The organism is Clostridiales bacterium, assembly GCA_017569285.1.
In the GTDB taxonomy this organism is placed as follows: domain Bacteria; phylum Bacillota; class Clostridia; order Christensenellales; family Aristaeellaceae; genus Aristaeella.
In genome coordinates this window covers 1,836,446-1,862,827 of sequence record CP069419.1, presented here as the reverse complement: position 1 = coordinate 1,862,827, position 26,382 = coordinate 1,836,446, and the positions used below count along the sequence as shown (strand labels likewise).

The window sequence follows — 26,382 nt, the reverse complement described above, 5'->3', positions numbered from 1 at the left end:
CCCGGAAGGAGGCTTACCATGTACGCGTTTATCGAAGGCACCGTATGCGAAAAAACCAACGGCTGCCTGGTGCTGCAGGCTGGCGGCGTCGGCTGGCAGCTGAGCTGTTCCAACAACACCCTGATGGCCGCCCCCGCACTGGGAGAAACCATGCGCTGCTTCACCTTCCTTTCCGTGCGGGAGGACGCGCTGGAGCTGTTCGGCTTCGCCACCCGGGAGGAAAAGGAGATGTTCCTCCAGCTGACCTCCGTTTCCGGCATCGGGCCGAAGACGGCGCTGGGCGTGCTGGGCGCCATGCCCCTGCGGGACCTGAACCTGGCCATCCTGCTGGGCGACGTGAACGCCCTGTCCCGGGCGCCGGGTATCGGCAAGAAGACCGCCCAGCGCATCGCGCTGGAGCTCAAGGACAAAGTATCCCAGGCGGATGTTTCCGCCGCTTCCGCCGGATCGGCTGCCGCTGTTCCCGCCGCCTCCATGGCCGCGGACTGCGTGGCCGAGGCGATTGAGGCGCTGACCGCGCTGGGCTATTCCTCCACGGAAGCCCGGAACGCCGTCAGCCAGGTCCGCGACCAGAGCGACAAGCCGGAGGAACTGATCCGGCTCGCCCTCCGCGCGATGGCCGGTATGTGATTTGAGGAGACGCTTTCATGGATGACAGACTGATGAACGGAACCTTCCTCGCGGAGGACGGCGCGGTGGAGCAGACGCTCCGGCCGCACAACCTGCGTGACTACGTGGGGCAGAAAGCGGTCAAGGACAGCCTCGGCATCTACATCGAGGCCGCCCTCTCCCGGCATGACGCGCTGGACCATATGCTGCTCTACGGCCCGCCCGGCCTGGGAAAAACCACCCTGGCCTGCATCGTCGCGGCCGAAATGGGGCAGAACATCCGGGTCACCAGCGGTCCCGCCATCGAGCGGCCCGGCGACCTGGCCTCCATCCTCAGCAACCTGAACGCCGGGGACGTGCTGTTCATCGATGAGATCCACCGCCTTTCCCGCCAGGTGGAGGAAGTGCTGTACCCCGCCATGGAGGACTACGCCATTGATATCATGATCGGCAAGGGACCGACCGCCCGGAGCATCCGGGTCGACCTGCCGAAATTCACCCTGGTCGGCGCGACCACCCGCGCCGGGCAGCTGTCCGCCCCCCTGCGCGACCGGTTCGGCATGCTGTTCCGTCTGGAGATGTACTCTCCCGAGGAGCTCAGCCAGATCGTGGAACGCAGCGCCGGAATCCTCGGCGTGGACGCGGACAAGGAAGGCCTGCTGGAGATCGCCCGGCGCAGCCGCGGCACTCCCCGGATTGCCAACCGCATGCTCAAGCGCGTGCGGGACTACGCCGAAGTCCGTGCCGGCGGGCACATCAGCCGTGACGTCGCGCGGGAGGCTCTGGCCATGCTCGACGTGGATGAGCTGGGCCTGGACAAGGTGGACCGGAACATGCTGAACACCATGATGGACAAGTTCTCCGGCGGACCGGTCGGCCTGGATACCCTGGCCGCCACCACCGGCGAGGACGCCGTGACCATCGAGGACGTGTACGAGCCCTACCTGATGCAGCTCGGCTTCCTGATGCGGACCCCGCGGGGCCGGATGTGCACGCCTGCCGCATGGGCCCATATGAAGAAAAAGATGCCTGCCTCTGCCGAGGAGCAGATCAGGATGGAGATCTGACCGTACGATGAAAACTTCCGATTTTGATTACGAGCTTCCGGAGGAGCTGATTGCCCAGACCCCGGTGGAACCCCGGGACCACAGCCGGCTGCTCATTTACCGCCGGAAAACCGGTGCCATTGAACATAAGCATTTCTACGACATCATCGATGAACTGAATCCCGGGGACGCCCTGGTCATCAATGAGACCCGGGTGATTCCCGCGCGCCTGCTCGGCGTGAAGGACGACACCGGCGTCCCGGTGGAGGTGCTGCTGCTGCGCCGGAAAACCGCCACGGACTGGGAGGCGCTGGTGCGCCCCGGCCGCCGGCTGAAGCCCGGCACCACCTGTTCCTTCGGGGACGGGCTGCTCCGCTGCGAAATCCTCGGCAACGTGGAGGAGATCGGCGGGCGCATGGTCCGCTTCTCCTGCGACGGCGTGTTTGAGGAGGTGCTCGACCGCCTGGGCGAGATGCCGCTTCCGCCATACATCCATGAAAAGCTGGAGGACGGCAGCCGGTACCAGACCGTGTACGCGCGGCTGGAGGGTTCCGCCGCCGCCCCGACCGCAGGGCTGCACTTCACGCCGGAGCTGCTGGACCGCATCCGCGCCAAAGGCGTGACCGTGGTCCCCGTGCTGCTGCACGTCGGGCTGGGCACCTTCCGTCCCGTGAAGGTGGAGGACGCGGAGAAGCACGTGATGCACAGTGAGTACTGCGCCGTTTCCGCCGAAGCCGCCGAAACGCTGAACCGCATCCGCCGGGAAGGCGGGCGCATCATCTGCGTCGGCACCACGTCCGTGCGCACGCTGGAAACCATGTCCACGCCGGACGGGATCATCCATCCCGGCGACGGGGACACCTCCATCTTCATTTATCCCGGTGTGAAAATCAAGGCGGTGGACGCCCTGATCACCAATTTTCACCTGCCCCAGAGCACACTGCTGATGCTCGTGAGCGCCTTCATGGGACGGGAGGAAGCCCTCCGTGTGTATAAGGAAGCCGTTTCCGAAAAATACCGCTTTTTCTCCTTCGGCGACGCGATGTTTATCGACTGAATCCGGAATCAGCCGAAAACCCTTTCCGCAAAAGGCTTGACATGCATTGAAAAAACGGATAAAATACACTTTGTTCGCAAGTCTTCAAGGGCTTGATGCGGAGCATGCAGGTGTAGCTCAATGGCAGAGCTCCAGCTTCCCAAGCTGGTCACGTGGGTTCGATTCCCATCACCTGCTCCAGACCGCATCAATGACTCGGAAGCAATTACCACATTCGCTTTTGAGCGAGACATAATTAAGGAGGGAAACCCCAATGGCGAAAGGACATTATGAACGGACAAAGCCCCATGTAAACATCGGGACGATCGGACACGTTGACCACGGCAAGACGACCCTGACCGCTGCGATCACCATGACGCTGAGCCTGAAGGGCGAAGCGCAGGCGATGCGTTACGACGAAATCGACAAGGCGCCCGAAGAAAAAGCACGTGGAATCACCATCAACACCGCTCACGTTGAGTACGAGACCAAGAAGCGTCACTATGCTCACGTGGACTGCCCCGGCCACGCTGACTATGTTAAGAACATGATCACCGGTGCCGCGCAGATGGACGGCGCGATTCTGGTTGTTTCCGCTCCCGACGGCCCGATGCCCCAGACCCGTGAGCACATCCTGCTGGCCCGTCAGGTTGGCGTGCCCTACATCGTTGTGTTCATGAACAAGACGGACATGATGGACGACGAAGAGCTGCTGGAGCTGGTCGAGATGGAAATCCGCGAACTGCTGAGCAGCTACGACTTCCCGGGCGATGACATCCCGATCATCAAGGGCAGCGCCCTGAAGGCCCTGGAGTACATCCAGAACGGCGGCACCGATGTGGACAACGCTCCCGAGTGCAAGTGCATCTGGGAACTGATGGACGCTGTTGACAACTACATCCCGGAACCCGCCCGTGCGACGGACCAGCCCTTCCTGATGCCTGTTGAAGACGTGTTCAGCATTTCCGGCCGCGGCACCGTGGCTACCGGCCGTGTTGAGCGCGGTACCGTGAAGGTATCTGACGCGGTTGAAATCGTCGGCCTGATGGAAAAGCCCCGCAGCACGGTTGTTACCGGTGTTGAAATGTTCCACAAGCTGCTGGACCAGGCGGAAGCCGGCGACAACATCGGCGCGCTGCTGCGTGGTATTCAGCGGAACGAAGTCGAGCGCGGCCAGGTTCTGGCGAAGCCCGGCAGCATCCATCCGCACACCCACTGCATTGGCCAGGTGTACGTGCTGACCAAGGAAGAAGGCGGCCGTCACACCCCGTTCTTCAACGGCTATCGTCCGCAGTTCTACTTCCGGACGACGGACGTTACCGGCAACATCAAGCTGCCCGAAGGCGTTGAAATGGTGATGCCCGGCGACAACATCGACATGGAAATCACCCTGATCACCCCCATCGCTATGGAACAGGGACTGCGCTTCGCTATCCGTGAAGGCGGCCGTACCGTGGGTTCCGGCGTTGTGGCGAAGGTCATCGAGTAATTGAATCCCTTACCGAAACGCTCCCCTTTCGGGAGCGTTTCGTTTTGTTCAGGAGGTAATGCGTTATGTTCAGCTACAAATGCCGCGGCACCTGCTCCACCTCAATCGACCTGGAGATCCGGGACGGTGTGATCACCTACTGCAAAATCAACAACGGCTGCCGGGGCAACACCGCCGGCCTCGCGAAGATGGTCACCGGCCAGAAAGCGGACGAAGTGGCGGAAAAGCTCGCCGGCATTCCCTGCCGGGGCGATACTTCCTGCCCGGACCAGCTTTCCCGCGCCATCCGCGCGTATCATGACTGAACCCCGAAAGGAGATTCCCCTTGTCCGCAGAAACAGAAACCCCGGTATCCTTTGAATCCATGGACCTTTCCTCGGAAATCCTCCGGGCGGTACAGGAGATGGGCTTTCAGGAGCCCTCCACCGTGCAGGCCCGGACGATTCCGCTGATGATGTCCGGCGCCGATATCAACGCCATCGCCCCCACGGGCACCGGCAAAACCTGCGCCTTCGGCATCCCGATGCTGGAGTACGTCCAGCTGAAGGACAGCCGGATCCAGGAGGTTGTGCTGGCCCCGACCCGGGAGCTGGCTGTGCAGATCGGCGAAGAGCTGACCCGCCTGGCGAAGTTCATTCCCGGCGTCCGGATCGCCGTGATCTACGGCGGCCAGTCCATCTCCAAGCAGATCAACGCCCTGAAGCGCAAGCCCCAGATCGTGATCGCCACGCCCGGGCGCATGCTGGACCATATGCAGCGCGGCAACATCCGCCTGGACGCGGTTCACACCATGGTGCTCGACGAAGCGGACGAGATGCTGAACATGGGCTTCGTCAAGGATGTGACGAAGATCATCGAGGCCACGCCGCCGGAACGGCAGCTCGTGCTCTTCTCCGCCACGACGAACCAGGACGTGCTGACCATCGCCTGGAAATACCAGCATGAGCCGGTGGAGATCACCGTGGAAGCCACGAAGGAAGACCGGCCCCAGATTACCCAGTACGTCATCGCTGTCGAACAGGAAAAGAAGACGGACCACCTGATGTACCTGCTGGACGCGAACGTGTACCAGCGCGTGATGATCTTCTGCAACACGAAGTTCATGACCGACAAGCTCACGCGCCAGCTGGTCCGCGACGGCTATGACGCCCAGTGCCTCCACGGGGATATCCCCCAGGCGAAGCGCAACGTGGTGATGAGCGACTTCAAGCGCGGCAAGTTCCCGATCCTCGTTTCCACGGATGTGGCCGCCCGCGGGATCGACGTGGACGACGTCGAGGCGGTCATCAACTACGACCTGCCCAACGAGAACGAGTACTACCTGCACCGCATCGGCCGCACCGGCCGGGCGCACAAGCACGGCGTCAGCTTCTCCCTGGTCACCTTCCGGGAGAGCGTGCGGATGGATGAAATCCTGAAGTACATGCTGACGGTCCCGACGCCCCTGAAGTTTGTGGATGACGTGCTCTGCCACGAGGACGGCACCCCGTTCTTTGAGAACATCTGACGCTGCAGAAAGATCCGGACCGAAGGTTGGGCGCTGTCGCGCGCGGTGCGCGGGACGGGAATTCCGTCCGCGGTGCGCGTGCGATTCCTTACGGAAAGCCCTTTGGCCGGTCCACCGGAAAACCCAAAATACAGAAAACCCGGAGGAGCAATGCTCTTCCGGGCTTTCTGTTTGCGGCGTCCGATTATCCGCGGCGGGCGGCGTAGCACTCGCTGCAGTAAACGGGGCGGTCTTCCCGCGGCTCGAAGGGAACCTGGGTGGGCTTCCCGCATTCGGCGCAGACTGCATCAAACATCTGACGCGGACCGCCGGCAGCGCGGCTGGCTTTCCGGGCCTGACGGCAGGCCTTGCAGCGGGTGGGCTCGTTCTGGAATCCCTTTTCGGCGTAGAATTCCTGTTCACCGGCGGTGAAAACGAACTCAGCACCACAGTCCTTGCATACCAGCGTTTTGTCTTCGTACATGATCAGGCAACCCCCAAAATGTTGATAGGCGATTCCCCCGGCTGACCTGGTTTTTGACCCCACACTCGCCGTCCGGACGTTTGCTCTGCGCTGTCCGCGCCCTCACTCCCGCCTCTCGGGGTCATGCCCCGGACGGACTTACATCTAGACCGCACCATGCTCCCCGCCGCTTTGAGCGGATTACGTGGACCGTTTTGCCTGCGACTGGCATCGGCTTTCAACCACAGACCCGAAGGACTCAACCGCACGCATTATAAACCAAATATGATTGAAATGACAAGAACAAATATTTGATTCAAGATGAAATGCAGGAAAAATACAGTATTTTTTAAGGAATTTCAGGTATTTTTTTGGCCATAATACGCATTCGGGCCGTGTTTGCGCATGAAATGTTTCTCTTTCACATACTCGGGAAGGTTCTCCCGGGTCTGGGCCTGCGGCAGCGCTTCGGTATGCCATGCCATCATGGCGACCTCTTCCAGCACCACGGCGTTGTGCACCGCTTCCATCGCGTCCTTGCCCCAGGCGAAGGGCCCGTGGTGGCGCGCCAGCACGCAGGGTACATGCTTCGGATTCAGTCCCGCCTGCTCAAAGTGGGAAGCAATCACCTTGCCGGTGTTCAGCTCATAGGCTTCCTCCACTTCCGCCGCCGTCAGGTCCCGGCAGCAGGGAACGTTGCCGTAGATATAGTCCGCGTGGGTGGTTCCGTATGCCGGAATATCCCGCCCGCTCTGGGCCCAGATGGTTGCCCACCGGGAATGGGTATGCACCACGCCGCCGATTTCCGGGAAACGGCGGTACAGCTCCGCGTGCGTCGGAGTATCGGAGGAGGGATTCAGGGTGCCTTCCACGCGGTTGCCCGCCAGGTCGATCACGACCATATCCTCCGGCTTCAGCTTTTCATACGGGATACCGCTGGGCTTGATCACAAACAGGCCGCGCTCCCGGTCAATCCCGGATACGTTGCCCCAGGTGAATGTGACCAGGTGGTATGCCGGCAGCAGCATATTCGCCTCGTATACCTTCTGTTTCAGTTCTTCCAGCATGAAATTCATCTCCTGTCGGTTTTCTCCGATCATTGTAACTGAATTCCGGCAGAACTTCAAGGCACACAGGGCTTATTCCGCTTCCATCACGATGCCCGGCCGGGTATCCTCCCCCTCCGGAATGATCCGGTACCGGTCCAGGACGATCCCGTCCGCGTGCCGGACCCACAGGCCGTACGCCGGCGCGGGGCCGAAACTGTCGATCATATGCGCGTCCGGATACAGGCCGGTAAACTCCGGGTATTCCGCCGCCGGGCGGACTTCGCCGGTATACGGCTTCTGGCGCAGCTCAATATCCCGGAAGAGGATATCCCGGATCCGCGCTTCCGGAATACCGAGGATGTAGGATCCCCGCGGCCCGTTGCCGGTTCCGCGGATATGCTCAAAAAGCACCTGCCGGATGGCGCCCGGGCCCGGGGCGGGATCCCCGGGGCGTACCCGCCCGCGGTTTTCCAGCCGCAGGAAGTAGGGGCTCCACACCCGGGTCATCTCGATGTCCTCCAGCCAGAAGCGCTCCACCGTACCGCCGTCCTCGCTCTCGAGGGAAACCCCGCTGTCCGCGCAGGCATGCTTGAGCCCGGAGGGGTCCTCCGCCAGCCCGCCGATGCGGCACCGCCGGATCAGCACATCCCGGAAGTCGCCCTGGGTATCCGTGCCGACCTTGACGGCATTGCATGCGGAATAGAAATCGCAGTCCTCCACCAGCACCCGCTCCAGCGGCCGCATGGACGCGCCCTTGAAGCACAGCGCGTCATCCCCGCTGGTCACCCGGCAGCGGCGGATCAGCACGTCCCGGCATCCGTCGATATCCATGCCGTCGTTGTTGTAGTTCGCGTGGTTGCGCACCGTGATCCCGGAAATCGTCAGCCGGTCGCAGTTGAGGTAATTCTGCATCCAGCAGGGAGAGTTCTTCATTGTCAGCCCGTTCACCAGCACATCCCGGCAGTCGATCATCCGGATCAGGAACGGCCGGCCGGGCGTTCCCTGGGCCGTTTCCTCCCCGGGGAAGTTATCCGGGAAACCCTGTCCGTCCAGCACGCCCTCGCCGCACAGCGCAATGTGCTCACAGTCCTCCGCGAAGATCAGGGACTGGTGCATGCCCATGCTGGTATCCTGCACGGTCAGCCGCTTCGCATGCATCTCCGGGAAATCCCGCAGGTCCGTGGACGCCTTCAGGCATGCTCCCGGGCCAATGTACAGGCAGATGCCGGACCGCAGCACCAGCGTACCGGATAAGTATTCCCCGTTCTCCAGGCAGGCGATGCCGCCGTTTTCCGCGGCGGCATCAATAGCCTGCTGGATCGCCCGGGTGCCGACAGTACCCGGTTCATATCCGTAATCCTCCGGCCGGAAGCGCGTTTCCGCGCCCGTCCACCGGCATTCCCGTTTTTCCAGCCCGCCGGCCATCGCCAGCAGGCTTTTTTTCATTTCCTCACACCATTGCGGCGTCTGCCGGTTCACCATATCCCGTCCATCCTTCCCGTCCTGTTTCAATGGGCAAAATCCCGCGGACCGCTCCGTCGTCCCCGGTGATGATCCGGACGCCGCAGGCGCCCTCCCAGACGGTCTTCCCGTCCATCTCCGCCCGGGCCTTCCGGCCGTCGCTCTCAATCCGGCAGTCATGGTTCCGGAACGCCGCCCGGTATTCAACTGCCGGCCCGCTGCCCAGCGAGAACCACACCGCATCCAGGTGCGGATGGATTCCCCACCGGTGCGCGATGTACTCCAGCACCGCCAGCATGGTGGGCCCGTAGCTGTCCTGCACAGGAGAAGCGGTATCGTCCGGCGCAAGCACCGCGCCGGTATCCGCGTGCACCAGGGACGGCTTCCCGGTGAAGGGGTCAAACTGCTGGGTAAACCGGTACCCGCCCGCGATCACCGCGCGCATCAGCGCGTCGCCCAGCCGGGTCACCAGCGGTTCATATCCGTAATTCTCCAGCGCGCGGATTGCCCGCTGGTAGGTCAGTCCCTCCGGCTGCCCGCTCCAGTTGTTCTCCGGCGCATTCCGGAAGGCCGGATCGTTCGCCGCCACGCTCGGCAGCGGAAACGGCGTCATGAATTCATCCGGGTTCATCAGGTGCTCCCGCACAAACCGGTCCGCCATCGCCGGGGACACGGAGCCCCAGTACATGCAGCGCAGGGTGTTATGGCACAGGACGTCCACCGGCTTTCCGGCCCTGTCCCGGTCAAACAGCGCGCCGCGCGCCTCATTCCACAGGCCCTTCCGGATGGCGCGGGCGGTTTCCTCCGTCTGCTTCCACCATTTTTCTTCTCCGGCCGTATCGCCCGTGATCCGGGCAATCCGCCGCAGCGTATCCCGGCAGGCATAGCTCCAGCTGGTCACGTCCATGCTGGCCATCGGCACAACCCCATATCCTTCCGGCGCAGTATCCTCCGTCCACCAGCACGGGGCATCCCCGTAGCGGACCGCCCGGTCCTCACCGGTGTCGTAAACGCAGAAGGAGCGCAGCAGCCCGTCGTCCTCCAGCGCCCGGGTGCGGCGGAGCCATCCCTCAAAGCGGACCAGCGTATCCCGCAGCTCCTCCAGGAAGGCCTTGTCCTCCCCCGCCAGGTAATACAGGTTCAGCGCGTGCCATGGAAAGCAGAAACCCTGCACCTTGTTGTATTCCGGAATTACCTTGTTCCCGTCCGCGCGGACGGAGCCCGGCAGGCGCCCATCCTCCCGCTGGTGGCGCATGAACATCAGCGAGTTGTTGAGGCCGACCTGCAGATTCCGCAGGGCGTACATTTCCCCGCCCATGGGCTGGGTTTCCAGCCAGATCTTGCGGTAGCCGCCGCCCTCCACCAGCACGGTGTCCCCGCCGAAATCCTTCAGGTTCCGCCGGCAGCGGGATTCCGCTTCATTATACAGTTTCATCAGCGCCGGATCATCGCACCGGAATGAAACCATGGTTTCCGGGTTCATTCGTATTCCCTTCCCTCTTCATATTCAACCTTTTGAATGAGTTTATCATACCATTTTGGCCCCTGAAAACCCATTCGCAAAAATTCGGCATATTTTGGTTTTCACGAAACGCGGTGTCTTTTCGCTTTACGGACCCCGATTCACGAAATTTTCGCTTCTTCCCCCTTCCGGATGCGTCCGGTAGAATTCAGGGTGTGAACGAGACGTGACCAAACAACCGAATTTATCCTGATTCCGGAGGCATTTTATGACAACCATCCCTTCTGTCCGACCCCGCAAAAGCCTGGGCTACCGCTTCTCCCTCACCATGAAGCGGGACTGGCAGCTGTGGGTGCTCCTGATCCCCGCGCTGGCATTCTTCATTGTGTTCTGCTATTTCCCGATGTATGGCGCGCAGATCGCTTTCCGGAACTATAAAGCCGCTTTCGGCGTCACCGGCAGCCCCTGGGTCGGCTGGGCCAACTTTGAAAAGTTCTTCAAGCTGTATTACTGCGGGCGGATGTTCACGAACACCTTCCTGCTCAACTTCCTGGGCCTGCTGTTCGGCTTCCCGATCCCGGTGATCCTGGCTATCATGCTGAACCAGCTGAACCACAAACGCTTCAAGGGCTTCACCCAGACCGCCATCTATGTGCCGCACTTCATCTCCACCGTGGTCCTGGCCGGTATGATCTACCTGTTCTTCTCCCCGACCAACGGCATCATCAACCACATCATCACCGCAGCCGGCGGAAAGCCCATCTACTTCATCATGGAGCCCGCCTGGTTCCGTCCGCTGTATATCGGATCGGACATCTGGCAGAACGCCGGCTGGAATACGATCCTCTACATCGCCACCCTGACCGGTATCGATCCCCAGCTGTATGAAGCCGCCACCATCGACGGCGCCACCCGCTGGGACAAGATCAAGCACATCGATATCCCGCACCTGATCCCGATCACGGTCATGATGCTGATCCTGAACTGCGGTTCGCTGCTCGCATCCAACACGGACAAGGTGCTGCTCCTGCAGACCTCCGGCAACCTGGCCACCTCGGACATCCTGGGCGTTTACCAGTACACCGTCGGTATCGCGGGCGCCAAAGCCCAGCCGTCCTATGCCGCCGCGATCGGCCTGTGCCTGAATGTGATGAACTTCGTGATCGTCATGTCGGTGAACTACATTTCCCGCAAGGTCGGCAAGATCAGCCTGTTCTGATCCGGAGCGAAAGAGAGGAAAAGAAACATGTCAGATATCGTACTCCCGCGCCGGAAAACGCGCATCAGGGAAACCGGGAAAGACCGGGTATTCAATGCCATCAACCTGATCTTCTGGATCATTGTGCTGTTTATCGTGCTGTACCCCCTGTGGCTGATCATCATCTCCTCCGTTTCCGATCCGGACGCGGTGCGCCGGGCTGAAGTGCTGATCTGGCCGGTGGACTTCTCCCTGATGGGCTATGAGGCGGTTTTCCAGCACAGCGAGCTGTGGAACAGCTACCTGAACTCCATTTTCTACACCCTGGTCGGTTCCGCAATGAGCGTCATCATCACGCTGGCCGCGGCCTACACCCTGTCCCGGAAGTTCGCCGGGCGGAAGGTGGTCAGCCTGGTCATCACCTTCACGATGTTCTTCAGCGGCGGCCTGATCCCGATTTTCATCAACATCAAGGACCTGGGACTGTACGACACCCGCGCGGTCATGATCCTGATGAACCTGGTGTCCGTGTGGAACCTGATGGTCGCCCGCACCTATATCCAGACCACGATTCCCGAAGAGCTGTACGAAGCCGCCGTCATGGACGGGGCCGGTCACTTCACCTACTTCTTCAAGTGCGTGCTGCCGCTTTCCGGAACCATCGTCGCGGTGCTGTCCGTATATTACGGCGTTGCCCGCTGGAATGACTACTTCACCGGCCTGGTAATGCTGCGGTCCCGGAACCTGTTCCCCCTGCAGCTGATCCTGAAGGAAATCCTGGCTTCCCTGACCACCGGCAATTCCGACACCTTCTTCGCTTCCTACGCCGACAACCTGGGCGGCCTGCAGGAAGCCCTCCGGAAGGCCGAAGTCGCCAAGTACTGCTGCATCGTGGTAGCCACGGTTCCCGCTATCCTGCTCTACGTCTTCATGCAGAAGTACTTTGTCAAGGGCGTTATGATTGGCAGCTTAAAAGGATGAACATCCATCGACTGCCTGTGGCAGGAATCTCGACGGATGTGAATTCAGCCGAAACAAGCGATCTGTCCGGTGGACAGTCGCACCGATTGAGGCTGCGGACAAACTGTGTCAACTGTCGTGTAATTAAGGGCAGAGTCCCTTAAAATAAAAAGGAGGAATACCCCATGAAGAAAATCGTTTCCCTGCTTCTCGCGCTGTGCCTCGTAATGGGCATCGGCGCCGCTCTGGCCGACGACAAGGTCGAGCTGACCGCCTTCCAGTATGCGCTGGAAAACCAGAACTGCGACTTCAACAACGACTTCTGGTACTTCCAGCAGATCGAAGAGAAGACCAACACCCACGTCACCTTTGACATGGTCAAGGATTCCGACTGGGCAACCAAAGCCAACCTGATGTTCTCCATCCCGGACCAGATGCCCGACATGATCCTCCGCCATGCGGTGGACGTGGAAGAGTACGGCGTATCCCAGGGCCTGCTGCTGCCCCTGGATGAGTACCTGACGGAAGAAATCATGCCCAACTATGTTTCCCGCATGAACCTGAACCACGCCAGCGACTCCATCCCCGCCTCCGACGGCAAGACCTACTACATCGGCTACCTGATGGCGCAGAACGTCAACCACAACGGCACCTGGTACGTGAACCAGACCGAACTGGACAAGCTGGGCCTCGAAGCCCCCAAGACCATTGACGAAGTGACCGAAATGCTGCGCAAGATGAAGGCGGACGGCTTTGAGTTCCCGATGTCCGCTTCCTCCAGCAAGACCGGTCCCGAAGGCATTCTGAACTTCTTCGCTTCCTTCGGTGTTCCGGAAAACCAGAAGTACTACTTCATCGATGAAAACGACAAGGTGCAGTTCACCGGCGCCCAGCCCGGCTGGCGTGCCTGCGTGGAATGGCTCCACCAGCTGTACGAAGAAGGCCTGCTGGATCCCGAATCCCTGACCCAGGACTCCAACCTGTGGGCCAGCAAGGTCAATGAGGGCAAGGTCGGCTACTTCACCTACCTGCGCCTGATCAACACCGCCATCACCGCGGACAACATCGGCAACTTCAAGTCCATCCTGCCCCCCGTTGCGGACGGCTACAAGGTTTCTGTTTCCTCCATCCTGGAGGTTCCGGAAGTCGGCGCTTACCTGACCAAGAACTGCAAGGACCCCGTCGCGGCCTTGAAGTGGATCGATGCCCAGCTGGAAACCGAAATGATGATGGTGGCCGGTAACGGCAAGGTCGGCGAGCAGATCATCAAGAATGACGCCGGCAAGTACGAAGTCATCAATGTGCCCGAGAACAACGGCCTGTACGATTTCGTTCCGGTGATCATGGGTCAGTTCTTCGCCCCCGGCGACTACTACACCGAGATCTACCAGATGGCGCCCCACCGCGTGGAACGCTATGAAGACAGCAAGACCTATGCGGAAGCCGGCGTGCTCGAATACAAGAGCTACCAGTACCTGCGTGACCTGTGCAAGATGAACAACGATGACTCCATCGAAGCTTCCGACATCTATACCGAGCTGGAAAAGGCCGTGGATGAAGCGTTCGCGAAGTTCGTCCGTGAAGGCGTGACCGATGAATCCTGGGATGCCTTCCAGGCCCAGACCAAGAGCATCGGCGTCGACCGCTACATCGAGCTGTACCAGAATGCGTATGACGCGTTCCTTGCCAAGTAATTTGTTAACCATTTTGTTTCCTTGAAAGCGCTCCCGGCAAGGTGCTATAATCGCCTTGCCGGGAGATTTTCCCAAACCCCGGAGGATCCGTCAGACCGATCCTCCGGCTTTGCCGTTTATTCCGTCGGAGGATTTGTATGAAACGGAGAGCGCTCTTCCTGATCCTGCTGGCTGCCACGCTGTTGCTGGGCAGCTGTTCCGGTCCTGCGCCGGAACCGCCTTCCGCCACAAAGCCCGTCTCCCTGACCGCCCTTCAGTATGAAATTGAAAATATGGCCGTCGACTTCAACAATCTCTGGTTCTACAAGCAGATTGAGGAGCAGACGGGCGTCCATGTGACCTTCAGCGACGTCAAGGAGGCTGAATGGAGCAGCGCTGTTTCGCTGACCTTCGCCAAGGGCACCCTGCCGGACCTGATCATCCGTGGGAAGCTCGACGTGGAGGAGTACGGCGTTTCCCGCCACCAGCTGCTTCCGCTGGATGACTATATGGCCCGCGGTCTCCTCCCCAACTACACCCAGCGGCTGGAGGAAAGCGGCCTGAAGAACCAGCTGACCGCCTCGGACGGGCATATCTATGAGCTTGGCTTCCTGATTTCCCAGGGCGTCAATACGGACGGCCACTTTTTCATCAACCAGGACTGGCTGGACACGCTGTCCCTGCCGGTGCCTTCCACGGTGGATGAGCTGACGGAGGTGCTCCGCCGTTTCCGCAATGATGACCCGAACCGGAACGGGCAGAAGGATGAAGTTCCCATGGAATTCACCTTCGATGACAACAACACCGGGATCTACAACCTGTTCTCCTTCTACGGCCTGCCGCTGAATGAGGACTTCATCTCCCTGGATGACAGCGGAAAGGTGGTCTTTACCCCGGCGGATCCCGCGTTCCTCGAAACGCTGAAATGGCTGCACAGCCTGTATGCCGAAGACCTGCTGGACATCGGCTTTATCAGCCAGGGCAGCAATATCTGGGCGGACAAGGTGAACCAGGGGAATGTCGGCATGTTCAGCTACTGGCGGCTGCAGAACACCGCCCTGTCCCCCTCCGTGGTCTCCATGTACCGGGTGATGAAGCCGGTGCATGCCGAAGGTTGCAGGGCCTGCCTGCCCCGCCTGATCGACCTGATCGATTTCGGCGCCGCCCTCACCGTGGACAACCGGGACGTGGAGGCCAGCCTCCGCTGGCTGGATGCCCAGTTTGAAACCGAAACCATGCTGGTTTCCCAGAACGGCGCCGTGGGCGATACGCTGATCCGCCAGGAGGACGGCCGCTACGCCGTTTCCTACGTGCCGCCGGACAACGAGCTGTACCGTACGGTGCCCGTCATCTGCGGCCAGTTCTTCGCCCCCGCTGAATACTATGCTTCCGTGTATGTGCCTGCCGCCCACCGGCAGGAAAAGGCCGGCTACTGCCGCCTGTATGAGGAAGCCGGTGTGCTGGAATCCACCAGCAGCAAGCTCCTCACCACCGTAGCGTCCAGGGCTCCGGAAGAGGACGCCCGCATCAACCTTCTCCGCAACCGGCTCAAGAGCATCGTCGATGCCACCATCGTGGAGATGATCACCAAAGGCGTCACCGAGGAATCCACCGCTGAATACGCCGCGAAGATCCGCGACGCCGGATGGGAGGAATACCGCAGCACTTACCAGGGAATCTATGACCGCTGGATCAGCGAACGATAAGCAAAGAAAGGAGGCGCCCCGATGCGCAGGTCGGTCTTTATCAAATATGCCCTGTCCTACACGCTCGTACTGCTGCTGCTGTTCGCGGGCGTCACCTTCTACATGATCCACACCTCGCAGCGGCAGGTGCAGGAGGATATCGTCACCGGCCAGGTCAACCGCCTGACCCGGATCGCCATCCGGCATGAGGATTATATTTCCACCATGCTCAGCACTGCCGAGGAAATCGGCCTGTCGCCGCATATCGAGCCGTTCCGGTTTGACGAGGAGCCGTGGAAGGCCTATGACCTGCAGCTCCAGCTGATTCCCTACACGGCCACCAACTCCTTCTGCGACCAACTGTACCTGTACTTCCCGGAGGATGACCGGCTTTATTCCTCTTCGGCATCCATGACGCTGGAGCGGTTTTCCCGCATGACGCAGTTTGAACAGACTCCCGCGGAAGACCTGGCCGGCCTGCTCCGCACCGCGGACCGGCTGACCGTGCTGCCCGCGCAGCGGGTCATCTCCAACCTGATCGACGGAACGGACTCCCGCATGGTCGGCTTTATCCTGCCCCTGGGCGCCAGCCCGGCCAGGAGCAAGGGCTCCGTGTTCTTTCTGATCAAGGAATCCGTATACCGGGATCTGTTTGCCGACGCCATCGACACCGACCTGAACACGTATATCCGCATGGGGGACCAGGTGATTGCCTCCGCGGAAGACCTTCCCCTTTCCCCGGCAGACATGGAAACCGCGCCGGACGGGGAATACAGCCGCGTCTTCAGCCGGAACAACGACAGCTGGCTTTCCGTTTCCCTGCCGGGACGGAGCTGGGGCATGCGCTATGACACGGTCCTGCGGATGGCGGACGTCCGGGCGGCCATCCGGTCCAGCCTCGGCCAGCTGCTCCTGTTCCTGATGTCCCTGCTGCTGGTCTCCGTGCTGCTGATCCTCTGGGTCGCCCGCCATCATGCCAAGCCCATTGAAGCGATTTCCGGCCTGCTAGCCCCGGGGGACGACGCGCGCAAGGATGAACTGACGCGCATTTCCACCGGAATCCGCCACCTGACCCGCGCCAACAGCGAGCTGAGCAGCCGGCTGGATGAATCCCTTCCGATGCAGCGGCACGATTTCGTGCTCCGCTTCTTCAAGGGGCGCTTTGCCTCCCCGGCCGATACGGCTGCCGCGGCGGAACGCATCGGCCTGGATATCCGGAAGCAGTATTACGCCGCGATCCTCTGCTCCCCCTCCGCCGACCAGGACCGGCCTTTTGAGATGAGCCGGGAGCCGTTCTCCTCCCTGGCGGATGTGACCGCCGCGGGCGTGGAGCTGGTCGCCATGAAGGCCATCCTGTACCTGGCCTTTGCCAATGATCCGGATATGCTGAGCGCACTTGCGGAAATGATCCGCCGGGAGTCCGGCAATGACGAAACCGCCTGTGTCACCGCGATTTCCGCAGTGCATTCCCAGCCGGAGGAAGCCCCGGCGGCTTACCTGGAGGCCGCTGCCGCCTATGACAACCGTTTCGTGATGGGACATTCCCAGGTGCTTGCCTATACCGATATTTCCTCCAGCCTGGAGGGCACCCTGCCCCGGGCCCAGAAGATTACCAACTCCATCAGCCAGGCGCTCGCGCTGAACAACCGCGAGCTGCTGGACAGCCGGATCTCGGAGCTGCTGCATTTCCTGAAGAACACGAACATGTCGCCCTTCGCCTTCCGGATGATCTACAACAACGTCATCGATACCCTGACGCGGGACCAGGCCGCCAAGCTGGCCGGCCATGACGCCCGGGATTTCTACGACATTTTCAGCCTGACCTCCTGCCAGTCCATCGACGACCTGGATGAGCTGCTGCGCCGCCTGTGCGACCACCTGCTGTCCGGCGAAACGCCTGCGGAGGATCCGGCTGCCGAACCGGCCGGCGACGAAATCGACCAGGCCATCCGCTATATCGACACACACTTTACTGATCCGGAAATCTCCATGACGGCGATCGCCGAATCCATTGACCTGTCCACCACCCGCCTGAGCCTTTCCTTCAAGGAGCGGATGGGGATGACGCCTTCGGATTACCTGACGCTGCTGCGCTGCGAGCGCGCGCGGGACCTGCTCGAAAACACCGACCAGACCATCCGCGAAATCAGCACCCTCGTCGGCTACTACGACGCGGGCAGCTTCATCCGCCGCTTCAAGCAGGTCACCGGGGAGACTCCGCTGCAGTACCGGCGCACACGGCGCCCGGGAAAGGAATCGACCAATGAAGAGGAATGAAATCAACATCCGAGACCCCTTCGTCCTCCTGCATGACGGGGTCTACTATCTTTACGGGACCCGCGGCCCCACCTGCTGGGGACCAGCCACGGGCTTTGACGTCTATACCGGCACCGACCTGGAGAACTGGTCGGATCCCATCCCCTGCTTTGAAAACGACGGCACCTTCTGGGCAGACCGCAACTACTGGGCGCCGGAAGTGCATCCCTGGCAGGGTGCGTTTTACATGTTTGCGAGCTTCAAGAGCGACAAGCGCCGCCGCGGCACCGCCATCCTGCGGGCAGACAAGCCCGAAGGTCCCTTCGTCCCCTGGTCGGACGGACCGGTCACCCCGGCGGACTGGGAATGCCTGGACGGCACCTTCTACGCCGACCATGAAGGCCGCCCCTGGATCGTGTTCTGCCATGAATGGGTCCAGGTCGGCGACGGGGAGATCCAGGCCATGCCGCTCACCGATGACCTGCGTGCCCCCGCGGGAGAACCCCGCCTGCTCTTCCGCGCCTCGGAAGCGAAATGGGCCACCCCGGTCCAGCATTCCAGCGGGATCAGCGGCTATGTGACCGACGGTCCCTTCCTGTGGCGGGACCAGGAGGGCGGCCTGCTCTGCCTCTGGTCCTCGTTCTCGAAAACGGGCTATACCCAGGGCCTCGCCCTCTCCGAAAGCGGCGAGATCACCGGTCCCTTCCGCCAGCTGGCGCCTCTGTTCTCCCGGGACGGCGGCCACGGCATGCTCTTCCGCGACAAGGACGGCGAGGTGCGCCTCGCCCTGCACCGCCCGAACGAGCACCTGCTGGAGCGCCCGGTTTTCCTCACCGTAAACGGGCACAAGGAAAAGCTGTAAATCCACATGAAAATGCCGGCTCATCCTGAGCCGGCATTGTTTTCTTTTGGGGGTTATTCTTCTTCCGGAGCGGCGGCGGCAGGTTCTGTTTCCGCGGATACCTTTTCCGCCAGTTTCTCCTCCGCGGGTTCCGTTTCCGCCACTTCCTCCAGGGCAACCGCGCCGTCCTTCACGGTCAGCGCCACCCCGCGGCCGAGCCGGATATGGCCCTGCAGGAGTTCCTCGCTCAGCGTATCCTCGACGGTGCGCTGGATCAGCCGGCGCAGCGGCCGGGCGCCGAACTTCGGATCGTATCCGTCCGCGGCCAGTTTCTCGACCACAGCGTCGTCCCAAGTCAGGCGGATTTCCTGTTCCTCCAGGCGCTTCGCCACCTGCTTCAGCATCATCTCCGTGATCTTCCGGATTTCTTCCTCGGTCAGGGCATGGAAGACGATCATCTCATCCACCCGGTTGATGAATTCCGGCCGGAACAGGTCCTTGACCTCCTTCATCACGGATTCCTTCATCGCCTCGTAGTCGCGGGCCTCATCCTTCTGCGCCGCACCGAACCCCATGGCCCGGTGGGTGCTGATCGTATGTGCGCCGGCGTTGGAGGTCATGACCAGGATCGTGTTCTTGAAGCTGACCGTACGGCCGGTGTTGTCCGTCAGCCGCCCGTCCTCCAGGATCTGCAGCAGCATGTTGAACACATCCGGGTGCGCCTTTTCCACCTCGTCCAGCAGGACGACGCTGTAGGGCTTGCGGCGGACGGCTTCTGTCAGCTGGCCGCCTTCCTCATATCCCACATAGCCGGGCGGCGAACCCACCAGCCGGGATACGGTGTGCTTTTCCATATATTCGCTCATGTCCAGGCGGATCACAGCGTCCTCGTCCCCGAACATCGCCTCGCCCAGGGCGCGGCACAGCTCGGTTTTGCCGACGCCGGTCGGTCCCAGGAAGATGAAGCTGCCGATGGGGCGCCGCGGATCCTTCAGCCCGGCCCGGGCCCGGCGAATGGCCCGCGCCACCGCGCTCACCGCTTCCTCCTGGCCGATCAGGCGCTTATGCAGCGATTCCTCCAGGTGCAGCAGCCGCTGGCTTTCCTGCTCCGTCATCTTGCTGACGGGAATGCCCGTCCACTGGGAGATGACCTGGGCGATATCGTCCTCGGTCACCACGTCGCGGGCGTTCGTCTGGGAACGGCTCCACTCCGCACGCTTCTCCTCAATCTCACGGTTCAGGTTCCGTTCCTGGTCCCGCAGCGCGGCGGCCTTTTCGAAATCCTGGTGGGAGATGGCTTCCTTCTTTTCAATGACCACGGCTTCCAGGCGCTTCTCCTGCTCGCGCACGTCCGGCGGTGCAGTGCAGGCCTGGATGCGGACGCGGCTGGCCGCTTCGTCCATCAGGTCAATCGCCTTGTCCGGCAGGAACCGGTCGGTGATGTACCGGTCGGACAGGCGCACGGCAGCATTCAGCGCCTCGTCCGTGATGCGGACCTTGTGGTGCGCCTCATACCGGTCGCGCAGGCCGAACAGGATGCTCAGCGTCTCGTCCGCCGTCGGCTCGCCGACCATCACGGGCTGGAACCGCCGCTCCAGGGCGGCGTCCTTCTCGATATGCTTGCGGTATTCATCCAGCGTGGTTGCGCCGATGCACTGGATCTCCCCGCGGCTCAGCGCCGGCTTAAGGATATTGGCGGCGTCCAGGCTGCCCTCGGAGCTGCCCGCGCCGATAATCGTGTGGATCTCATCGATAAACAGCAGCACATTCCCGGCCTTGTGGAGCTCGTCCATGACGTTCTTCATGCGCTCCTCAAACTCGCCCCGGTACTTGGTGCCTGCCACCATGCTGCCCATATCCAGGCTCAGCACGCGCTTGCCCAGCAGCATTTCCGGCACGTTGCCCTGCACGATGCGCTGCGCCAGGCCTTCCGCCACGGCGCTCTTGCCCACGCCGGGCTCGCCGATCAGCACGGGGTTGTTCTTCGTCCGCCGGATCAGGATCTGGATAATCCGCTGGATTTCCTTTTCCCGGCCGATGACCGGATCCAGCTCATTCTTCTCGGCGGCAGCCGTCAGGTCGCGGCTGTACTTGTCCAGCAGCGTCTTCTCCGGTGCTGCACTGTTCCCGCCGCGGTTGCGCACCGCCGCGAAGGGCGGCCATACATTCGGCCGGGCCGGTTCGCCGGCATCGGCATTCTCCCGCATCTGGCGCAGGATTTCCTCCCGCGCGGCGGACAGGTCCACCCCGGCGCGCCGCAGCAGGCCGCCGGCCACACCGTCGTCATTGCCCAGCAGCGCCAGCCAGAAGTGTTCCACGGTCACATAGTTCTGCCCCAGCTTATGGCTTTCCAGCACACTGTTTTCCAGCGTCTTCTTTGCCCGGGGGCTCAGCTCGATCCGGCCGGTACCCTTGCCCGCCTCGGGATCGTTCAGGGCGGCAATCTCCCGCTTGAGCTCGTCCAGCACGGACTCATAGCTCATGCGGGCGGAAACCGCCTCGGGCACGTTCGCGTTGCTCTTGAGCAGGGCCAGCAGCAGGTGCTCGGTTCCCACGTAGCTCTGCTGCAGCTCCGCCGCAATCCGCTGGGCCAGCAGCAGGGTCTGCTGCGCCCGCTGGGTAAATCTTCCGAAAATCGGCATGGAAAATTCCTTTCTCTCCTCGGCTGAGGCCTGGATGGCGCTCAGCACCGTATTCAGCAGGCTGCGCACGTTGCCCTTCATCAGGTCCGCGTTCATCCGGCTCATGCAGTCCGCGCAGAGATGGCGGACCGTCGTCTCTTCGCCCGTCACGACCGAAACGGTAAAGCTCGCTTCGTTGACGTGGCATTCCTCACACAGCATCCGGCACTCCTCCGTTCCGGGTCAGCCCTTGTTCCGGGCCGCAATGGTCATCAGCATACTCTTCATAATCCGGGCGCGCATGGCGTTTTTCAGCTCATCGGTCAGCGGGACGCTCAGCGCGCGGGCGCTGACCGCCGCGGCCATCAGCGACGCCTCGTCCGCGGTGACAACTTCCGCTTCCTTCAGCTGGCTGATCAGGCGGATGCACTCCTCCCCGGTCAGCGAATCGCCGATGCGCTCGTTCACCAGGTACATCAGCCGCTGGCTGCCGCTCTGCACCACCCGGACGATCCGGATGTACCCGCCGCCGCCGCGGCGGCTCTCCGTCAGGTACCCGTGGTCCGGGCTGAAACGCGTGGCCAGGACGTAGTTGATCTGGCTCGGCGCGCAGCGGAAATACTCCGCCAGCTCGTTCCTCTTCAGCTCCACTTCGGCGGAGCCGTCGTCCAGCATTTCTTTGATAAAGCTCTCAATCGAATCGCTCAGTCGCATACGGATCCCCCTCTTTTCAGGCCAAAGAATACTTCGACTTTCTTTGACCATTAAAGTGTATCACAGTTTTTCATTGAATGCAAGTTATTCTTCCCCGAACGGTACCGCCGGGAGATTCAGCGTTTCCATCACCGCGCTGTGCAGGTGCGCGTCCTTCTGGTGCACATACTTCACGGAGGACGGGAGAACCAGCCCTTCCTCCCAGGGGAAGGTTCCGCTTCCGTCCGCGTTCAGGCCGTAATCCGTGAGCGTTTTCCCCGCCTCCGGCACCAGCACCGTGAGCCGGTCCCGCACCCGATTGCCGAGGAAAATTGTAAAAATATTCCGTTTCGGGTCCATAGACACATGGTTGCCCGTAAATCCGCCGATGCCGAACGCCCGGCTGCCCATGTACGCCGGGATTTCCGACCAGTACTGCACCGGATGGCGCACATAGCACTGGATGCCGAGGTACTGGGTATAAGTCCCGTCCTCCAGCAGCCGTCCCGTGCGGTTGACCGCGGTTTCCCGCAGGGATTCCTCCCCCACGATCTTCCGCGCGAGCACCGCCCGGCAGAAGCGTTCCATGTCCGCCGCGGTGGAAAAGAGCCCGGCATGGCCGCACAGGTCGCCCGTATCCCCCTGCAGCACGGCGGCCTTCGGGTCATGCGGAACACCCGGCCGGAGACCCGCCCGCACGATCCGCTTTCCGTTTTCAATCCGGTATTCCGGGCTGTACACCTGGCAGTCCGCGATCCGGCCTTCCGGCACCTTCGCCCAGGTTTCCCGCATGCCCGCGGGCTCCAGCACGGTTTTGCGCACGCAGTCCATGAACGGCATACCGGCCGCCGCCTCGATCACATACTTGAGCACCATCGCGGGAATATCCGAATAGATGCGCCGGTCCGGCTTTTCCGCCGGGAAGGCGGCAAACAGCGCCGCCAGCGCTTCCTCCCGGCTGCCGCAGGCATCCAGCCGGCAAGGGGTTTTGAGCGTGAAGGCAAACTTCGCCAGCGCGTCCACCGGGGTGTCCTTCAGGTTTTCAAAGCGCGGATCGTAAAAAGAAACAGGCCTGCTGAAATCCAGCAGGCTGTCTTCCTTCAGTTTCATCAGGCACAGGCCCGTGAACAGCTTCGTCACGCTGGCCAGGTCGAACACGGACGTGGATGTGCAGTCACCATCCATCGCTGTTTCCGTCCGGCTTTCCGTGCCGCATGCCGCGGCCAGGGCGGACAGGATGCCTGTCTCCCGGGTGAAAAACCGGATGCCCTGTGTCAGTGCCGTGCTCATTTTTCCACTCCGATGCGGGTACACGGTACCCGGCCTTCCGTGAGGTCCGACAGGTGGTGCCGCGCATGGCCGATGATCACGGTCGTGCCGCCGCGCACGCAGCCCAGCGCGTATTCCAGCTTCGCGGCCGCGCCGTTGGAGCCGGCCCGGCTGGTGCCGTGGCAGCCCTTCTGCAGCTCGCGCACCTGGCGCTCCACTTCCTCATAGGTCTTTCCGGTCACCTCGCGCACGAGGGTGTCCGGATTTCCGCTCTCGCGGTAGATGCCCTCGGTGGAGGTCATCAGCACCAGCGTCTTCGCCTTCACAAGCCCGGCAATCACCGCCGCGGTCTCGTCGTTATCCACGCACTCATGGACCTCGCCGCCCTTTTCGCGGCGGGCTGCCAGCTCCATCTTCCGGTTTTCCTCGTCGGACACCGGGTCGTTGTAGTTCACGATCGGAATCGTCTTCTGGCGTGCGGAGCGGATCAGCAGCTGGCGGATATGCTCGCACTTTTCCGGATCATTGAAATGGGTATGCTCCACCAGGATCTGGCGGATACCGTATTCCTGGGGAATGAACTGGCGGTAGTTCTGCATCAGGATGGCCTGGCCCTGGGAAGAGTAGTCCGCCTTGTCCTGCTCCGGATCGCCGCACAGCTCGCAGCCGGTGCGCTTGAGGTAATCCAGGCGGCCGATCTCCGTCGCGCCGCTGGTAACCCAGATCATGCCAGGCCGGAGCTCCGCGCCGAGGCGGGAAAAAATATTGTAATCGATGTCCTGGTCCTCTTTCCGGATCAGCGCCATGGAGCCGATCTTGCCCACCAGATCAAATTCGTATTCCATATCCCCATTCCTCCAGCGGATGATTATTGCCCCGACGGCTGTAGCATGGACGAAGCACCAATGACCGCCAGTGGCGGAATATTCATTGGTGCTGAGATCAATCGAAAGGGAGCAAGCTGTCCTGTGGACAGTTGCGACCATTGAGATTGCGGATACTTGTTACCCAAATCAGAGATTTGGACAAGTGCTCAGAATCTCTCTCGTATAAGCCTGGTTAATGTATACACCGCCATGTGGTATCCCTGGTCGTTGCGCACGGTGATGTCCGCCAGGTCCCGGTAGATGCCGATGCGCTCGTTGTAAACCCGTTCCACCTCGGCGAGGCCGCCGTCCCGCAGCGTGGGCCGCCGGTCCAGCTTGATATCGGACAGGATTTCCTCCAGCGGCCGGTCGATCAGCACGATGGCGCCCCAGGCGCGCATGATATGCCGGTTCACCGGGTTCATGATGGTGCCGCCGCCGGTTGAGATAATCATCGGGCGCTCCCGGGTCAGGAGGGACAGCGCGCCGGTTTCCGCCCGGCGGAACGTTTCCTCCCCGTATTTCTCGAAGAATTCGTTCACCGTGCATCCGGCGCTGGCCGCCACCATGGCGTCCGTATCCATAAAGGAGAGTCCGGTTTCCCGGGCGACGCGCTTGCCCAGGCTGCTCTTGCCGCAGCCCTGCATTCCGATCAGGAATATGTGCCGGTCCGGCATGGCGTCCCCTCCTTCCGTATTTTTGTTCCTCAGCAATTATGCATTTTTTTCCGTTTCCGTCAAGTTCTTCCCGTCCGGCGCGTACTCCAGCGTAAAGCGGAACGCGGCGCCCTCCGCCGTATCCAGCAGGCGGATCGTCTGCCCGTGCATTTCCATGATGCGCTGGCAGATGCTCAGGCCCAGGCCGGTTCCCTTGCCGGAGGTGTGCGCCCGGTCGCCGGTGAAGAACCGGTCGAAAATCCGGTCCCGGTCCTCCGGCGGTACGCCGGGGCCGTTATCCCACACGGTGACCTCCACGGTATTCCCGTTCACGGCGGAACTGAGGCGGATCTTCCCGTCCTCCCCGGTAAACTTGAGGGCATTGTCCAGCAGGTTGATGATCACCTGCTCAATCCGGTCGCTGTCCGCGCGCACCGGGCAGGGATCCACCGCCGGGTCGCACTCGGCCTCGATCCGCTTTTTGTCCAGGTCATCCATCCGGCGGATGATCGCCCGGCGCAGCATCTCATTGATATCGAAAACCGACCAGTCCGGCTTCGCGTCCTCGCGTTCCAGGCGGGACAAGGCCAGCAGGTCATTCACCAGGTTTGAAAGGCGCTTGCTCTCGTCCGCCACCAGGCGCAGGTATTTCGGCTGCTCCTCCGGCGGAATCACGCCGTCGGCCATGCCCTCGGCAAAGCCGCGGATGCTGGTGATCGGGCTGCGCAGCTCGTGGCTCACGTTGGCCACAAACTCCCGCCGGCCTTCCTCCACGTCCGCCAGTGTTTTCGTCATATGGTTGAAGGTGCGGCTGACCTCACGCATCTCGCGGCCGCCCTTGTCCTCCGCCAGGCGGGGAGTGAAATCCCCCCCGGCAATGGCGCCTGCCGCCGCCGACAGGCTCCGCACCGGCTTCATCGCGCCGCGGACAAACAGGAACACCGCCACGCCGGACAGGATCATCACGCCCGCCGCCAGCAGGCCGGCCTTCAGGAGGATCTCGTTCAGCCCGCTCTCAATCCGCTGGGCCTTGGTCTGGATAAATACCGCGCCGTAGATAAATCCCCGCCGGGTGAACGGAACACCCACGGTAAAGGTCGGGTCCGGCCCGGTATTCGAACGCAGGCGGATCGTTTCCCCGCCGATAATCTTGTTCAGTGCGCTGTTGATCTCCTCGCTGTTCAGGGAGGCCACGAATTCCGGATCCTCCCGGTAGGCGGCCGGCAGGTTATCCATCACATTGCTGCTGCGGTCTACCACGGCGATGTACGCGCCGAACTCCCGGTTGATCTTGTCCGCCTTCCGGTCCATGATGACGCGCACCATGTCGTTGCCGGTGGTACTGCCGTACACCGAAAAGTAATTCCAGATATCGCTGGAGTCGCTGTAATTGGAGGCGAGGTACGCGATGTCCTGCGCCTCAGAGATCAGGTAGTCCAGCCGGGCGTCAATCTGCTGGTTGCGCAGCGTGATATACCACACCGCCGACAGCCCGATGGTGGTCAGCAGGATGGCTGCCAGCACCACCGCCATAATCCGCGCGAACACAGCGTTCCGCCCCCT

22 protein-coding genes and 1 tRNA gene are annotated in these 26,382 nt (G+C 61.7%); 13 read left to right on the top strand and 10 right to left on the bottom strand.

Going from position 1 to position 26,382, the window contains the following annotated elements:
* Nucleotides 1–18: 18 nt before the first annotated feature.
* From ruvA to JNO48_07885, 7 genes are all read left to right on the top strand, one after another.
* Nucleotides 19–630 (top strand): Holliday junction branch migration protein RuvA, encoded by a 612-nt coding sequence (gene ruvA / locus JNO48_07915; protein ID QTE67141.1) that lies wholly within the window; start codon nt 19–21, stop codon nt 628–630.
* A gap of 17 nt (nt 631–647) precedes the next feature.
* Nucleotides 648–1,676, top strand: coding sequence for a Holliday junction branch migration DNA helicase RuvB (gene ruvB, locus JNO48_07910; GenBank protein ID QTE67140.1), 1,029 nt, complete (start codon nt 648–650; stop codon nt 1,674–1,676).
* Nucleotides 1,677–1,683: 7 nt separating this feature from the next.
* The gene (queA, locus tag JNO48_07905; GenBank protein ID QTE67139.1) at nt 1,684–2,712 is read left to right on the top strand and encodes a tRNA preQ1(34) S-adenosylmethionine ribosyltransferase-isomerase QueA; all 1,029 of its coding nucleotides are present in this window, start codon (nt 1,684–1,686) and stop codon (nt 2,710–2,712) included.
* Nucleotides 2,713–2,818: 106 nt separating this feature from the next.
* A tRNA-Gly gene (locus tag JNO48_07900) sits at nt 2,819–2,892 on the top strand.
* Nucleotides 2,893–2,965: 73 nt separating this feature from the next.
* Entirely contained in the window at nt 2,966–4,180 is a 1,215-nt protein-coding gene (gene tuf / locus JNO48_07895; GenBank protein QTE67138.1) for an elongation factor Tu, read from the top strand.
* Nucleotides 4,181–4,245: 65 nt separating this feature from the next.
* A complete protein-coding gene (locus JNO48_07890; GenBank protein QTE67137.1) occupies nt 4,246–4,485 on the top strand; it encodes a TIGR03905 family TSCPD domain-containing protein in 240 nt (79 codons plus the stop codon).
* A 59-nt stretch (nt 4,486–4,544) separates the two neighbouring features.
* Nucleotides 4,545–5,687: a DEAD/DEAH box helicase gene (locus tag JNO48_07885; GenBank protein ID QTE69716.1), complete on the top strand. Its 1,143-nt coding sequence runs from the start codon at nt 4,545–4,547 to the stop codon at nt 5,685–5,687.
* A gap of 184 nt (nt 5,688–5,871) precedes the next feature.
* On the opposite strand, the gene JNO48_07880 is transcribed toward JNO48_07885, so the two are convergent.
* The 4 genes from JNO48_07880 to JNO48_07865 all read right to left on the bottom strand — a co-directional run bounded on the left by JNO48_07880 (nt 5,872) and on the right by JNO48_07865 (nt 10,122).
* Complete coding sequence (locus JNO48_07880) at nt 5,872–6,150, bottom strand: zinc-ribbon domain containing protein (protein ID QTE67136.1); 279 nt, start codon at nt 6,148–6,150, stop codon at nt 5,872–5,874.
* A gap of 338 nt (nt 6,151–6,488) precedes the next feature.
* Nucleotides 6,489–7,193, bottom strand: coding sequence for an L-ribulose-5-phosphate 4-epimerase (locus tag JNO48_07875; protein ID QTE69715.1), 705 nt, complete (start codon nt 7,191–7,193; stop codon nt 6,489–6,491).
* Nucleotides 7,194–7,268: 75 nt separating this feature from the next.
* Nucleotides 7,269–8,660 carry a hypothetical protein gene (locus tag JNO48_07870; GenBank protein ID QTE67135.1) on the bottom strand — a complete coding sequence of 464 codons (1,392 nt, stop codon included), beginning with the start codon at nt 8,658–8,660 and terminating at the stop codon, nt 7,269–7,271.
* Nucleotides 8,629–10,122: a hypothetical protein gene (locus JNO48_07865; GenBank protein QTE67134.1), complete on the bottom strand. Its 1,494-nt coding sequence runs from the start codon at nt 10,120–10,122 to the stop codon at nt 8,629–8,631. The genes JNO48_07870 and JNO48_07865 overlap by 32 nt, the downstream gene beginning before the upstream one ends.
* Nucleotides 10,123–10,369: 247 nt before the next feature.
* Here JNO48_07865 and JNO48_07860 point away from each other — a divergent pair, with 247 nt between their 5' ends.
* From JNO48_07860 to JNO48_07835, 6 genes are all read left to right on the top strand, one after another.
* Nucleotides 10,370–11,320, top strand: coding sequence for a sugar ABC transporter permease (locus JNO48_07860; GenBank protein ID QTE67133.1), 951 nt, complete (start codon nt 10,370–10,372; stop codon nt 11,318–11,320).
* Nucleotides 11,321–11,347: 27 nt separating this feature from the next.
* Nucleotides 11,348–12,280, top strand: a complete 933-nt coding sequence (locus tag JNO48_07855) for a carbohydrate ABC transporter permease (protein QTE67132.1) — start codon at nt 11,348–11,350, stop codon at nt 12,278–12,280.
* Nucleotides 12,281–12,444: 164 nt separating this feature from the next.
* Entirely contained in the window at nt 12,445–13,953 is a 1,509-nt protein-coding gene (locus JNO48_07850; GenBank protein QTE67131.1) for an extracellular solute-binding protein, read from the top strand.
* A 137-nt stretch (nt 13,954–14,090) separates the two neighbouring features.
* Entirely contained in the window at nt 14,091–15,638 is a 1,548-nt protein-coding gene (locus JNO48_07845; protein QTE67130.1) for an extracellular solute-binding protein, read from the top strand.
* 21 nt (nt 15,639–15,659) lie between these two features.
* Nucleotides 15,660–17,894 carry a helix-turn-helix transcriptional regulator gene (locus tag JNO48_07840; GenBank protein ID QTE67129.1) on the top strand — a complete coding sequence of 745 codons (2,235 nt, stop codon included), beginning with the start codon at nt 15,660–15,662 and terminating at the stop codon, nt 17,892–17,894.
* Complete coding sequence (locus JNO48_07835; GenBank protein ID QTE67128.1) at nt 17,881–18,735, top strand: family 43 glycosylhydrolase; 855 nt, start codon at nt 17,881–17,883, stop codon at nt 18,733–18,735. The genes JNO48_07840 and JNO48_07835 overlap by 14 nt, the downstream gene beginning before the upstream one ends.
* A 53-nt stretch (nt 18,736–18,788) precedes the next feature.
* Here JNO48_07835 and JNO48_07830 read toward each other — a convergent pair whose 3' ends face one another.
* The 6 genes from JNO48_07830 to JNO48_07805 form a co-directional block, all read right to left on the bottom strand.
* A complete protein-coding gene (locus JNO48_07830; protein ID QTE69714.1) occupies nt 18,789–21,356 on the bottom strand; it encodes an ATP-dependent Clp protease ATP-binding subunit in 2,568 nt (855 codons plus the stop codon).
* Between the two features lie 222 nt (nt 21,357–21,578).
* The gene (locus JNO48_07825) at nt 21,579–22,049 is read right to left on the bottom strand and encodes a CtsR family transcriptional regulator (GenBank protein QTE67127.1); all 471 of its coding nucleotides are present in this window, start codon (nt 22,047–22,049) and stop codon (nt 21,579–21,581) included.
* An 84-nt stretch (nt 22,050–22,133) separates the two neighbouring features.
* On the bottom strand, nt 22,134–23,318 hold the full coding sequence (locus tag JNO48_07820) for a beta-lactamase family protein (protein ID QTE67126.1): 1,185 nt from the start codon (nt 23,316–23,318) through the stop codon (nt 22,134–22,136).
* The gene (locus tag JNO48_07815; GenBank protein ID QTE67125.1) at nt 23,315–24,142 is read right to left on the bottom strand and encodes a uridylate kinase; all 828 of its coding nucleotides are present in this window, start codon (nt 24,140–24,142) and stop codon (nt 23,315–23,317) included. Before JNO48_07815 ends, JNO48_07820 begins: the two co-directional genes overlap by 4 nt.
* A gap of 188 nt (nt 24,143–24,330) precedes the next feature.
* Nucleotides 24,331–24,840 (bottom strand): shikimate kinase, encoded by a 510-nt coding sequence (locus tag JNO48_07810; GenBank protein QTE67124.1) that lies wholly within the window; start codon nt 24,838–24,840, stop codon nt 24,331–24,333.
* Between the two features lie 36 nt (nt 24,841–24,876).
* Nucleotides 24,877–26,367 (bottom strand): HAMP domain-containing histidine kinase, encoded by a 1,491-nt coding sequence (locus tag JNO48_07805; protein QTE67123.1) that lies wholly within the window; start codon nt 26,365–26,367, stop codon nt 24,877–24,879.
* Nucleotides 26,368–26,382: the final 15 nt, after the last annotated feature.

What these genes read in the sequence shown, in the direction of transcription:
- ruvA (QTE67141.1), top strand. Translation starts at nt 19, where the DNA reads ATGTACGCGTTTATCGAAGGCACCGTATGCGAAAAAACCAACGGCTGC.
- ruvB (QTE67140.1), top strand. Translation starts at nt 648, where the DNA reads ATGGATGACAGACTGATGAACGGAACCTTCCTCGCGGAGGACGGCGCG.
- queA (QTE67139.1), top strand. Translation starts at nt 1,684, where the DNA reads ATGAAAACTTCCGATTTTGATTACGAGCTTCCGGAGGAGCTGATTGCC.
- tuf (QTE67138.1), top strand. Translation starts at nt 2,966, where the DNA reads ATGGCGAAAGGACATTATGAACGGACAAAGCCCCATGTAAACATCGGG.
- JNO48_07890 (QTE67137.1), top strand. Translation starts at nt 4,246, where the DNA reads ATGTTCAGCTACAAATGCCGCGGCACCTGCTCCACCTCAATCGACCTG.
- JNO48_07885 (QTE69716.1), top strand. Translation starts at nt 4,545, where the DNA reads ATGGACCTTTCCTCGGAAATCCTCCGGGCGGTACAGGAGATGGGCTTT.
- JNO48_07880 (QTE67136.1), bottom strand. Translation starts at nt 6,150, where the DNA reads ATGTACGAAGACAAAACGCTGGTATGCAAGGACTGTGGTGCTGAGTTC.
- JNO48_07870 (QTE67135.1), bottom strand. Translation starts at nt 8,660, where the DNA reads ATGGTGAACCGGCAGACGCCGCAATGGTGTGAGGAAATGAAAAAAAGC.
- JNO48_07865 (QTE67134.1), bottom strand. Translation starts at nt 10,122, where the DNA reads ATGAACCCGGAAACCATGGTTTCATTCCGGTGCGATGATCCGGCGCTG.
- JNO48_07860 (QTE67133.1), top strand. Translation starts at nt 10,370, where the DNA reads ATGACAACCATCCCTTCTGTCCGACCCCGCAAAAGCCTGGGCTACCGC.
- JNO48_07855 (QTE67132.1), top strand. Translation starts at nt 11,348, where the DNA reads ATGTCAGATATCGTACTCCCGCGCCGGAAAACGCGCATCAGGGAAACC.
- JNO48_07850 (QTE67131.1), top strand. Translation starts at nt 12,445, where the DNA reads ATGAAGAAAATCGTTTCCCTGCTTCTCGCGCTGTGCCTCGTAATGGGC.
- JNO48_07845 (QTE67130.1), top strand. Translation starts at nt 14,091, where the DNA reads ATGAAACGGAGAGCGCTCTTCCTGATCCTGCTGGCTGCCACGCTGTTG.
- JNO48_07840 (QTE67129.1), top strand. Translation starts at nt 15,660, where the DNA reads ATGCGCAGGTCGGTCTTTATCAAATATGCCCTGTCCTACACGCTCGTA.
- JNO48_07835 (QTE67128.1), top strand. Translation starts at nt 17,881, where the DNA reads ATGAAGAGGAATGAAATCAACATCCGAGACCCCTTCGTCCTCCTGCAT.
- JNO48_07830 (QTE69714.1), bottom strand. Translation starts at nt 21,356, where the DNA reads ATGCCGATTTTCGGAAGATTTACCCAGCGGGCGCAGCAGACCCTGCTG.
- JNO48_07825 (QTE67127.1), bottom strand. Translation starts at nt 22,049, where the DNA reads ATGCGACTGAGCGATTCGATTGAGAGCTTTATCAAAGAAATGCTGGAC.
- JNO48_07820 (QTE67126.1), bottom strand. Translation starts at nt 23,318, where the DNA reads ATGAGCACGGCACTGACACAGGGCATCCGGTTTTTCACCCGGGAGACA.
- JNO48_07815 (QTE67125.1), bottom strand. Translation starts at nt 24,142, where the DNA reads ATGGAATACGAATTTGATCTGGTGGGCAAGATCGGCTCCATGGCGCTG.
- JNO48_07810 (QTE67124.1), bottom strand. Translation starts at nt 24,840, where the DNA reads ATGCCGGACCGGCACATATTCCTGATCGGAATGCAGGGCTGCGGCAAG.